This window comes from Hydrogenophaga sp. Root209, assembly GCF_001428625.1.
GTDB lineage: Bacteria > Pseudomonadota > Gammaproteobacteria > Burkholderiales > Burkholderiaceae_C > Hydrogenophaga.
This window is the reverse complement of sequence record NZ_LMIE01000031.1, coordinates 221,742-233,228: the sequence shown is the minus strand read 5'-3', so window position 1 is coordinate 233,228 and position 11,487 is coordinate 221,742. Positions and strand designations below refer to the sequence as shown.

The 11,487-nt window shown below is 61.9% G+C and carries 8 protein-coding genes; all 8 read right to left on the bottom strand.

Annotated features, from left to right (window positions below; translation table 11 throughout):
* Positions 1-3,297 (bottom strand): pilus assembly protein (locus ASE11_RS19575; RefSeq protein WP_082585881.1); only part of this gene is annotated, 3,297 nt, incomplete at its 3' end.
* Between the two features lie 15 nt (positions 3,298-3,312).
* Positions 3,313-4,020, bottom strand: coding sequence for a PilX N-terminal domain-containing pilus assembly protein (locus ASE11_RS19570; protein WP_056275454.1), 708 nt, complete (start codon positions 4,018-4,020; stop codon positions 3,313-3,315).
* The gene (locus ASE11_RS19565; RefSeq protein ID WP_162258073.1) at positions 4,017-4,742 is read right to left on the bottom strand and encodes a PilW family protein; all 726 of its coding nucleotides are present in this window, start codon (positions 4,740-4,742) and stop codon (positions 4,017-4,019) included. The genes ASE11_RS19570 and ASE11_RS19565 overlap by 4 nt, the downstream gene beginning before the upstream one ends.
* A gap of 44 nt (positions 4,743-4,786) precedes the next feature.
* Entirely contained in the window at positions 4,787-5,368 is a 582-nt protein-coding gene (gene pilV, locus ASE11_RS19560) for a type IV pilus modification protein PilV (RefSeq protein WP_082585879.1), read from the bottom strand.
* Positions 5,365-5,901: a GspH/FimT family pseudopilin gene (locus ASE11_RS19555; RefSeq protein ID WP_056275444.1), complete on the bottom strand. Its 537-nt coding sequence runs from the start codon at positions 5,899-5,901 to the stop codon at positions 5,365-5,367. The genes pilV and ASE11_RS19555 overlap by 4 nt, the downstream gene beginning before the upstream one ends.
* A 158-nt stretch (positions 5,902-6,059) precedes the next feature.
* The gene (gene ribD, locus ASE11_RS19550) at positions 6,060-7,178 is read right to left on the bottom strand and encodes a bifunctional diaminohydroxyphosphoribosylaminopyrimidine deaminase/5-amino-6-(5-phosphoribosylamino)uracil reductase RibD (protein WP_056276390.1); all 1,119 of its coding nucleotides are present in this window, start codon (positions 7,176-7,178) and stop codon (positions 6,060-6,062) included.
* Positions 7,179-7,207: 29 nt separating this feature from the next.
* Complete coding sequence (locus ASE11_RS19545; RefSeq protein ID WP_056275441.1) at positions 7,208-7,693, bottom strand: type IV pilin protein; 486 nt, start codon at positions 7,691-7,693, stop codon at positions 7,208-7,210.
* Between the two features lie 4 nt (positions 7,694-7,697).
* Complete coding sequence (locus ASE11_RS19540) at positions 7,698-11,381, bottom strand: pilus assembly protein (protein ID WP_162258071.1); 3,684 nt, start codon at positions 11,379-11,381, stop codon at positions 7,698-7,700.
* Positions 11,382-11,487 lie beyond the last annotated feature (106 nt).

Sequence of the window (11,487 nt, the reverse complement as noted above, 5' to 3'; positions counted from 1 at the left end):
AGAGCCAGAGCCAGAGCCAGAGCCAGAGCCAGAGCCAGAGCCAGAGCCAGAGCCAGAGCCAGAGCCAGAGCCAGAGCTTTCACCGCCGATTGAAAAGAGGTCGACTCGAATCTGGGACCCTTCAATCGCGACCACTTCGTCCGACGATACAAGCATGCTGGTGGCCCTGCTCAGGCTAACCGTGGGGTCGCTGCTGAAGAACACCGGCGACGACGCAGGTCGGCCAGTGATCATGTTCAGCACTGTGATACGTCCTTGTCCAGCGGCGGCCTGAGGGCTGCAGCTTTCGCCACCGGCCGTGGGCGACGGAGCCATGCTGGGGATGATCACCCGCTGGCCTTGCAGGGGGCTTGGTGGATTGAGAACGCGCTCACCACTGAGCGGCAAATCCATGAACCACCCGCGTTTGGCCGTGTTGTCGGTGCGCGAATACGCGATGGTGTTGTCGGTGGAGTTGGAGTAGATCGTGTCGACCACATCGCCGTCTGTCTCTGTTTGGGTCACCGCCGTGGTGATGCTCTGTTGCACCAACGCGGCACGACCGGTCGTGATGGGGAGGGCGTCGGCCAACTGGAGTCGTTTGGCCCCCGTGTCGAGAGGGTCGACGATGGGCGTGAACTTGCTCTTGTCCCAAACGGAGTAGATCGTCTGCACGGCGGCGTTGGCGGGGTCGCTCGACTGAATGTTCTGGCCGGTGCCGAACATGACCTGGATTCCGCCCATGGGGTGGGCCATGATCAAAGGTGTCGTGGTGATCGGTTGCGCGGTCGACGCGGCGTCTCGGGCCACAAAGAGCGGTTGGCAGGCATTGGAATCCTTGCAGGGCTGCGCGGCACCGTCCCAGGCGCTCACGCCCCAGTCTGAGTCGTTCTTGCTGGAGAGATCGAATTTCCACAACTGCCCCTTCAGATCACCCGCGTAGGCGATGTCGATCGTGCCGTTGGCGTTGAGGTCGACCAGTCGGGGCGGCGCCAGACCATTCGATGCGCTCGCGGTGGAGTCGGCCACGATGCGCAGGAGGCTGCGATCGCCATCCAGGTACTGGATCAGCAACACCGGCCGCTCATTGAAGCTGTTCACGCCATTGCCCAGCACCACGGCCCAGCGCTTGTTGTTGAGCTTGACAATCTGTTCGCTGCGCCCGCCGGACAAGGTGTCGGTCACGGGCGCGCCGTAAATGTGGCCGACGTCTTGATGACCGACGAATGCGCCGGTGGAGTTGCCTGGAAATGTTCGGTCCAACCAGATCGAGGTGTTGGTCACATTGGTGGGGTCGGTGACATCCACCACGAAAAAGCCCCGGCCGCCACCCCCCAAACCGCTGACGAGAACGGTTCGCCAAACGGGAGTGGGCGGCGTGCTCGGGTTGTTGACCCAACTGGTATCCACATCACCGGTGAATGGGTGGCCGTCCACGAAGTGCCGGTGGGTGTATTGGGGCAAGGTGTAGTCGCGCAGGCCGGCGTACGCCGCTCGCGGCACGTAGGCAAAGCGTTCTGCACCCGTGGCACCGTCAAAGGCGTGCAGCATGCCGCCGTTGGCACCGATGTAGACCGTTTCTGGTCGGTTGATGTGCGTCGAGCGGAAACTGGCGTGACCGGCATGCTCATACTTCAGCCGTTTTGGCGCAGCCACCGTCCAGAGATTGGAGTTGACCACCGTGCCCATGCGGGACGCACGTTGGCGAAAGCTGCCGGCCGGTGCCTCGCGTGACCGGTCTCCGCGGAGGTAGTCCACCCTTTGCCCGCCCACGGTGGCGGTGTCGGAGCCGCGCAAAGCAGTTTGTTGTTCTGAGCTCAGCGATGTCCAGTTGAAGTTGATGCCTTCTGCGCCCGAATGCGAGAGGATGCGTCGGCTCGCCCAGTTGAGCCCGGCAGCATCGAGTTTGGAGGAAGCCGTCCAGGCGGGCAACGCATCCACCGTTCGGGTGGCCGCGCTGATCTTGTAGGCCTCCACGTCACCGCTGAAACGCTCCATGTTGTAGCTGGCCAGGTAAATGCGGCCATCGGTGCGAAGTTGGGTGGAGTTGGCGGCGATGCTCACGCGGGCTTGGCCGTTTTCTGAAGAGAGACCTTCCAGAATGCCTTTGAACGCATTTACCAGCGACTGGGCATCGGGCGCCGGAATGAAACGGCCGCGGCTGTTGAGTGCCGTGTGCCACAGGTCGGCTTTGCGCGCATCGTCACGAATTTCATAGTTGGCGCCGCCGTCGCAAGGAAGGTTGCCTGCTCCGCTGACCGACGAGTTGCAGAAAGGCGTGACCCAGGACTTGTCGCCTCGGATGAGCGGGGCCAGGCCTGAGAAGGTGTCGCCCATCCAGGTGGGATAGGACGTGTTCGTCGACCATTGGGCAGCGCTTTTGAATCCGATGGTGTAGGTCACCATGTGTTGCCAGGTGGCGGGGTTGTTGCGGGGGTTCCAGTAGCTCTCCAGATCGGCCGGCGCACTGGTGGTGCCGAAGTTTTGCTGGGGAAACTGCTCGGCCGGCATCGGTTTGAGATTGTTCGGAATGCCGGGCTGCAGGTCGCGCGACCAGTAGTAAAAGGCGAGATCGGACAGAGTGCTTAGCGTGGAACTGCCCCAGGTGTCGCGGTAGAGGCGGGTCTGTGTGTTGGTGGAAGCGACGGAATAGAGCGTGCCGTCGGGCAAAACAGTTTCGGTTCCATCCGCATTGCCGCCGCGAACAATGCGTGTGCCTGGCGGGCCGGAGGTGTCGCGCTCGCCCGAAGCCCACGAGTGGCCGTACTCTCCGTCGGTCATGAGGATGTGGTACGACCTGCGGCACGACAACACTGGCAACTCTTCAGTGCCAGGATTGGCTGCCCAAGGGCTGTTGGAGCCCAGTCCCGTGGCGCTGAGATACTGGCCTGCGTTGTCCATCATGAAGTGAGAGGGCGTGCCTCGCACGATGGCGATCGAATCTACCCAGTTGAAAAAGTTGGTGCGGTGTTGCCCGGCAAATCGTCGCATGCCGTTGTACCCCCGGCAGATACCCGTGGTGCTGGTGCTGCTTCCGGGAATGGTGTTGCAGCCGTGCATGGATTGCCATGCCAGGCGGATCTGGTTGTCGGGAAGATTGCTCGCGGCGAAGGTGGTTTTGAGCGCGGTGCGCAGTTCGGCAACCCCGGTGGAGCCCATGCTGGTGGAGTTGTCCACCGAGACGATGATGTTGGGCGCCGGATCCCGGGACATTGTGGGTGGTGCTTGGGAGAGCAGCAATGGCGCCGCCACGACGGCCTGACTGAAGCCAGCGATGGCCAGCGCAGCACCGCGTCGGGAGAAACTGATGGATGGCATGGCGGTTTCTCGCTTTCAAGCTTTTATCAAGGATCGAACGTATACGGAGCGCAGCCTCACCCGAGTGCCGGGTTTGCGGCCCTGCACATAGGCCGTGATGCGATAGACAAATGGGTGCTGGGTATCGGGTAACGGTGCGAAGGACGCAAATCCGTTGTTGCTGAAGGCTTCTGAATGGCGAAACACTTCAACCCAGTACCAGGCCTGCCCCGCCGTGAGCAGCGGATTGCCGGCTGCTCCCGGATTCGCACCTGTGAACTGCCCATAGCTCGCACCCGCCGCCTGCATGTTGGCCAACTGGGCGGTCCATGCACCGGCGGTCTCAAGCTGGGTTGTGGTCTCCGGAAGGCAAATGCCCTGTCTGCAGATGCCCATAAAACCTGGTGCCAAACGGGCCGCAATGATGTCCAGGTCGTCTTCGCCTTTGCCGAACGGGAAATACGCCGCGTTCGCTGCTCGGCATCCGGTGAAGCTTGCGTTCCCCGCGCAGGGTTGGCCATTGGACTGACGGCCGCTGATGTCCATTTCGGCGTCGCGAATCAGGGCTTCGGCGGCGGCGAACGCACGTTCGTGGTCGCTTTCACTGCCCACCAGTTTCTCGTTGAGCCAACCCACGCGGTTGCTGGCCAGCAGCACGAAGGTGGTGAGCAACAGCATCACCATGACAACCACCAACGCAATGCCGCGCTGGGATGAAGCATGCTGGCGACGGCGGAGTTTCATAGTGCGATGTTCCTGAGGCTGAACACCCGCACGAATACACGGCGGATGCGGCCATCTAGGGGGAAGACTTGGCCGTTGCAGCCGCTTGCATTGGCCTGTCCGGCGTGGCCACCGACCTGGCCCGCCAAGCGCAGGCACACCATGACTGCCTCCACTGAGTTCCAGTCGTCCGCAGTCCAGCCTGCGCTTGCGTCCTGGTATTGCAGGTTGCCATTGATACGTCGTCCGTAGCGCACTTGAAAGTCTTCAACGCCTGCGATCAAGGGTCCGGGCGCGGAATTACCGGAACCCAGGCAACGCAGGCTCTGGTTCAGGATGTCAAGTTCAAAGTTGTTCCTGATGGCCACATCGTTTGCCACGTTCTGTCCCAGGCAGTCCACCGCATTCAGTGACACTTCGCTGTCGTGGCTGATTCCAAGTGCATCCGGGGCGTCGTTGGCTCCGTCGATGCCTTGTATGGCTTGGGGTGCGCTGGCGTTTCCATAGCCAACAAAGCTCTCCGCAAAAGTGACGAGGCCAGGGCCGTTGTCGATCAATCTCACGGCTCCCGCCTGACGAATGTGGTGGCCGATGGTGCGGAATGCCATGGCCGCGTCCTGTTGAAGCCGTGTGCTGTCACCCACGGTGGCCGAGGCCGATCGGGTGGAGCCAAAGCTGCTGACAGCTGCCACCGACACGATGGCGCCGATCGCCAGCCCCACCAGCAGTTCGATCAGGCTCACGCCTGCTTCCCATGCAGGGCGATGGGTGACATGTGGTTGCGGTTTCATGGCCGTATATAGACAAGATGGCATGTGAAATCTACCGGACAAGTGAAGCCAGCCATGCCGGTGCCTACAGCACCGGCGGCGTCGGTCACGGCATCGGCGCGCGTGAAAAGGGCGTCTTCTGCGTCGGTCGCCAAGGCTTTGTTCTTGCCCTCCAATTCCGTCCAGCGCACCAACACGCCGAACTGGTTGGTGTCGGTGTTGGAGCGGAACACCTGGGCGTCGCCGCTGGGCAGCAACGTGGCCACATTCAGCTTCCAGGCCCGCAGGTCAAAGGCGGCGAGTTGGGTCCCATTGCAGGCCATGGCCAGGCAGTCGGTGCCTGCAGCGGCCGGCGCTCCCCAGAGGGTTTCGTACGGGTTGGGTGTTGGATTGGTTTGGCGGACGATCGCATTGCTCTGCATGCGCTCGGCCAGATCGTTGGCCATCTGCACGGCGACTGCTCGCGCGTTGCTGTTGCGCGACTCCGTGAGTGCGCTCACCTGGAGTCTGGCCAAACCCAGCACGCCCAACGAGAGCACCAACATGGCCACCAGGGCCTCGATCATGGCGATACCGCGGGAATTGGTGGAGCGTTTCATGGCGGGCAATTGCGAATACGGCCGCTTCTGGCAACGCAAAGGGCCACACCGTCTGCGGGGCTGAAGGCTTCGCCGGCAGGGAATATGCTGAAGTTCGCGATCGGCGGCTGACCGAACCGGTCGATCGTTGCTAGGGCCGCACCTGGGTTTCTTCCGACTCGCGTGCCGGGCTTGCCTTGGACCACGTGAAGGATCGGCTCGCCTGCATTGATCGTGTCATTGCCATTGAGATCGATAAAGGCCGTCCAACCACAATCCCAGTCCAGCGCGTTTGCGGCTTGGGGGCATGGAGCGGTGCGCAACAGCACCACAGGCTGTCCACGCGAGATGGCCTCTACACGAGCGTTGGCAATGGAGGCTTGCAGTTCCTCGCGCATCGATTCCATGCGCATGCGGCGCAGCATGTCGGCAAAACTGGGCGCTGCCAATGCCGACAACACTCCCAGCATGGCGACAACAACCATCAGCTCAATCAGCGTCAAGCCTTTGGAGCGAAGCGGGTCGACAAGAGGGGGGGCATTCAACCGAAACATGCCGGCACTCTAGCAGGCATGTTTGAATACTTAAGTGCCGAGTCGATGGCAGCAAGTAAATGGAAGATAGGCGGATTGACTACTATATTTGCAGTATTTTTGCCGTTGGCAAGGTCGCGTGAACGGCTTGAACGATCAGTGTGAGCCCCTTCAATGGCTCAAACCTGATCGGCCTGGAGGAAGGCGTCTCGCCCTTGCACCCGGGCAACGATGCGGAGGTCGTCTCCCACTCTATCAACCGATGTGAAGTTCAATCCGATGCCGTCCTGCAGCCGCTGCAGCGGCCCGAAGCTGGAAACTCCTGCGCCGGCCCCGAGCAGTTTGGGCGCGAGGTAGACCACCAGTTCGTCGACCAAGCCTTCACGCAGGAACGACCCGTTGAGCTTGCTCCCCGCTTCCACATGCAGTTCGTTCACCTCGCGTTTTGCCAAGTCTCGCAGTACGGCGTGCAGATCCACCTTGTTGCTGGCGCCGGGCAGGTGAGTGAGGAGGGCGCCGCGTTCCCCCAACGCCTCTTGTTTCCTGGGATCAAGTGCCGCGTGATAGATCCACACCTGGCGCGGCAGCCCATCAGCCACCGGCTCGAGCAGCCGAGCCGTCAAGGGCGTTTTGAGATCACTGTCCACCACCACCAGATGAGGCTGTCTTGACACCCCGGGTAGCCTCACATCAAGCCGTGGGTCGTCCTCGAGCACCGTGCCGATGCCTGTGAGCACGGCGCAGGCCCGAGCTCGCCAGGCGTGCCCGTCTTCGCGGGCAGGCTCGCCCGTTATCCATTGGCTGACGCCGTTGTCGAGTGCACTCGTGCCATCCAGCGAGGCTGCCATTTTCATGCGCACCCACGGTGTGCCGCGCACCATGCGGCTGAAGAAGCCGATGTTGAGTTCGCGGGAGGCCTTGGCGGGCTCACTGTCGTGTGGCAGAAGCTCCACCTCGATGCCTGCCGCCCGCAATCGTGCCAAGCCTCGCCCTGCCACCAGTGGATTGGGGTCGGCGGATGCGACAACCACCTTGGCGACCCGCGCTTCGATCAGCGCATCGCAACATGGTGGGGTTCTTCCGTGGTGGGAGCACGGCTCCAGCGTCACATGCACCGTGGCGCCTTCCAGCGATTCACCGCGCGAGCGCGCATCGCGGAGCGCCACCACCTCGGCATGAGGCCCTCCGGCCTCCTGGGTGTGGCCCGTACCGATTTCCCTGCCGTCCGATGCGTTGATGACGCAGCCGACCCTGGGATTGGGGTTGGAAAGCCGCAGAGCGCCTCGTGCGATCGACATGGCGCGTGCGATGCCCGCACCCTGCCTCACTATCGGCCCCAGCAATCCATCGTCAGCTGCGCCCGATTGGCCAGGACGCCGCCTGCGCCCTTGATGTTCTGATGGTTCAACAAAAGAATGCCGCAAGCGTCGGTCGCTTGAGCCCCGGCGGGCACAGCCTGGAGAAGAAAGCTGCCTTGAGCGGGATTCGTCGCGGGAGCGACGGGTGGGACAAATGAAATGTTGTACCGGGGGGGTCCACCCGCAGGCACCACGGCAAAGCCGGTCGCGTTGATGAAGGCAGCGCCGATGGCTACACCGTCCTGCGTGGCGTCGTAGCGGCCGGCCAGTGAGTAGTTCTGCTCCAGCCGCTGTGCCACGGACTGCAGATAACTCTTGGCGTCCGCGCGGTGGCTGCGCTGCACGTAGGCGGTGTAGCTTGGGAACGCAATGGCGGACAGGATGCCGATCACCGCGACCACGATCATCACCTCAATCAGGGTGAAGCCGTGGCTGTGAGTTCTGAAGGATTTCATGGTGTCACTTCGAAAGGATTTCACGCCAAGAATAACGGCCACGCGGAGCCGACTGCCCCAGCAGGCTGGGCGGGCGGCATTCAGCTTTGGTCTGGTCCGCGCAGCGAGGTTTGCAGTCGTCTTGGTTGCACACCACCGTCTGCTTGTTGTCCGTGTTGGTGTAGGTGTTGCTGACCTTGACGATACCCGAAGAGTCGATGGCCAAACCTCCCACAGACACGCCGTTGACGATCAGGTCGCCGGTTTTGCCCGAGCAGACGTTGACCGACATGAGGTAGCCGGAGTTGCCCGGCGTGCAGACATCTCCCGTGGGTTGCGTGGTTCCGAACAGCACCGCACCGGTGTCGGGTGGCAACGTGGAGTTGGTCAGCACCCGCTCGCCACCGGTGAAGGTCATTCTCCACCCGCGTTTGGAGGTCATGTCCGGTGTGTCCCAGATCCGCCCGACCACGCCCACATCAAGCGTGGTTTCAGTGAGGGGAGAGATGTGGGCGAGATCGGACTTTGGCACGGTGAGTGTCGAGGACGGAGACTTGTCCAGCACGTTGTAGAAGCCGCGTGCAACAGTGTCGGTGTAGTCAGCGTCTTCGTTGAGCTTGCCCGTACCGAAGAGCACATTCCAGCCCACACCTTCGCACGCTGGCACGACCGATGGAGCTGTGGTGATGGGTTCAATCTTGGGGACGGTTTCCGATGTGGTGGCGGTGTACACCTTGCCCAGGTAGCGCCATGCCGCACCTGAATCCGATGGTCGTGCCAGCACGAAGTCCGGTCCCAGGACTTTCGAAAACTGGAACTTGTGCATATTGCCCTTGATGTCCCCGGCATAAATCGTGTCCATCAGACCGTCACGATCGGTGTCCACGGGCGTGGGTGACGACAAGCCGTTGGCGCCAGTGCTGTCGGCGATCAGTTTGGTCTCGGCTGCACCGGTGTTGGCATTGAGCAAGAAGAGCACGGCCTTTCCGCCGCCCGTCGAGGTGCCATCGCCTACAGAGCCATAGCCGTTGCCGACCAGGACTCGCCACGCCCCCGTGGTCACCGAAGCATCGGCCATCTTCGCAATCTGTCTGTAAACGCCGTTGACCGGATTGATCGATGGTTCGTTGAAGGTGTATCCCAGGTCGGTGTCCTGCACATCGGTGAACTCCCACATGGGCAGGGTGGATGCCAGCGAGGCTTCGGTGGCGGTGGAAAAAGTGCTCTGGCTGCTGATATCCAGGGCGTAGTAGCCCTTGCCGCCAGCGCCGAGACCGCCAACCAGCATCGTTCCCCAACTGGGGGAGGTCGGAGTTGAGCCTGCTTTCTCGAAGTCACCGACCATCGGCGTGCTGTCGACGAAATACTGGTGCCTGAAGCTGAAGTCCGAAAGGCCTTTGAGCTTGCCAAACACGCTTCGAGGGATGTAGCCGAAGAGCTCCTTGCCATTGGAGCCATTCAGTGCGTGCAGCATGCCATCGTTGCCACCCACATAGACGACGGCGGGACGGGTGCGGGTGGTGTCGCGGTAGATCTTGTGCCCGGGGAATTTGCTGCCAGTCAGTGCAGGCCCCGCTCCTGCCAGGTAGGTGACGCCGGAGTTGACGATGTCGCCGAAGAGGTTGCTTGGACGGGTGCGGAAGAGCGTGCCTTCGTGCGTGCGGCTGCCGCGCAGGAACTCGACCCGGTTGGCGCCGTTGCTGTCGGTGTTCAGCTCACCTTGTTGCGTGGAGTTGAGACTGTCCCATTTGAAGGGCATGGAAGAGAAGGCAAACGGGGTGGTCGGGTTGCGGAACGACGTGAAGATCTTGCGCGTGGCCGACGTGAGTTTGGCGGCATCGGCCACCGCGGTGGAGTCGCGATTGATCCAGTTGGAGGCATCCCAGCTCGGGCTGGTGGAACACTCCAATGCGGTTTGCTCAGGTGCGCAAGCGCGCACGTTGCCCGTCCAGTCCTTTGGGTTGTACCCGGCGTAAATGATTTCGCTGCTGGAGGTCTGGCGGCTGGAGGTCACGGCGGCGCTGGATGCTGCGGCTGCGCCTGCCTCGCTGTTGATCTTGCTGAAGGCGGCCGAGAGGCCCGACTTCAACAGGCTGGGGGTGCTTCCCGCAAACCAGTTGTCGGGCACGCCATCGGCGTTCTTGTCCCACGCCACAGCGACCGTAGCGTCTGCAGGATCGATCTTGACATTGGGGTTGTCTCCCGGCGTCAGCGTCGTGTCGAACCCGCCGTATTTCGCGGCCAGCCAGTACTGCGTTTTCAATGTGCCGGCGGACGGCATGCCACCCACACCGTTGCCATTTTCCAGCACGTCGACCCAGTAGGTCGCCATGGTTTGGGTGCCCGTCAGATCGCTGCGGATGTCGTTCGTGTTGGCCCAGTGCGCCAGGGCCGCCATGTAGGGCGTACCGCCGCTGGATCCCCCTGTCCAGCTTGCAGATCCCTCTTGAGTCGTCAGGCGGGTCCACAAGGTATCAACGTTCAAGCTGTCGGCGTCGGTGGGACCACCCGTTCTGCCTGGCAGCTGGCCGTCCTGGTGGGTGTAGATGTCGCCGATACCCAGCATGAAGTTTTTCTGGCATGTGTTGATGATCGGATCGCGGCTGCCGCCGCGCCCGTGCGCGGCGCCAGTGATGACGGGGAACCCGTCTTTGTAGGCATCGGTCAGGCCGTTGGTGTACGAGTCGGGCAGTGCATAACCACGCATGTAGCGCTGGGCAGCGTAGTACATCTCGCTCACTGGGTCGTTGCCCTTGTATCCGGCGGTGTAGCCGAACTTGTTGAGGTAGTTCATCAGCCCCGAATTGCTCACGCCGCTGGCCGTGGCGTCGTCTGGATTCGGGTTGGCGAGGATCACGCCCGTCGTGGTGTTCCATTCGAAATTGGGGTTGGCGACAACACCGGTGCTGGTGGCTGCTACCGGTCCCACGCTCTTCATTGCGGCTCGCAGAACGCCGCCGTTGCGGTCGTTACCGGTTTGGTTCAGATAGCCGAAAGCACCAAATCGCAAGGAGGCGGCATATTCCTGAATCAGGCCTTCGGGCTTTGCAACGCCCGAATACTTGGCTTGGCAATTGGCCTCCCGAGTGTCCCCGCTGACCCCTTGCGCCGGCGACATGACGCAGGCGGACACGCGAATGTTGAAGCAACCCAGGCGGTTCAGTCCGGTGTGCCCGCTGCAACTTTGTCTTTGTTGTGTGGTGGTCATGTCGGAGAAACCACTGTCCGAGATGATGAATTTGGAACCATATCCCCCCGAGCGCACCGTTTTCCCTCTGAAACCGCTGGGAATCGGCGCGCTGGCGCCCGAGGGCAAAGTCTTGTTGGGGTTGTATTCGTTGCGGTCGCTGAACGAACGAATCAGGATGGTTCTGGCGGTCGTGTCACCGTGGTAGTCGCTGCTGCTCAGGGCCTTGGTGGTGAAGTTGTCGCGCGTGCCTCCCGTCATGACCGAGCGAAACTGATCGATGTTCGTCATCGTCAGCCAGTTGAGCAAATTACCGCTCCATTCCGCGCTTCCGCAGAGACCATCGCTGGTGATCGCAGTGCCGGGGTTGAACACCTCGCCCGTGCTGTCATACGTATAGCACTTGCGATTGTCGAAATAGCCGTCGTACTTCACCGGACTGCTGTAGGTCGTGCCCCGATAGGACACCTGCAGGCCGGTCGGGTGTTCCACCGAGAGTGCCAGCATCACGTTGCCAGGCACGGCAGTGCTCTCGGGCGGTTGGGCGCTGGGTGTGAACCCCCATGCGCACACCGTGAACAGCGTGATGACCAGGCCGACGAAGAGGCGGCGTTGCGACGGTGTATTC

Excerpts from the sequence above, each read along its gene's own strand:
- ASE11_RS19555 (WP_056275444.1), bottom strand. The coding sequence starts at position 5,901 with ATGTTTCGGTTGAATGCCCCCCCTCTTGTCGACCCGCTTCGCTCCAAA.
- ASE11_RS19570 (WP_056275454.1), bottom strand. The coding sequence starts at position 4,020 with ATGAAACTCCGCCGTCGCCAGCATGCTTCATCCCAGCGCGGCATTGCG.
- ribD (WP_056276390.1), bottom strand. The coding sequence starts at position 7,178 with ATGTCGATCGCACGAGGCGCTCTGCGGCTTTCCAACCCCAATCCCAGG.
- pilV (WP_082585879.1), bottom strand. The coding sequence starts at position 5,368 with ATGAAACGCTCCACCAATTCCCGCGGTATCGCCATGATCGAGGCCCTG.
- ASE11_RS19545 (WP_056275441.1), bottom strand. The coding sequence starts at position 7,693 with ATGAAATCCTTCAGAACTCACAGCCACGGCTTCACCCTGATTGAGGTG.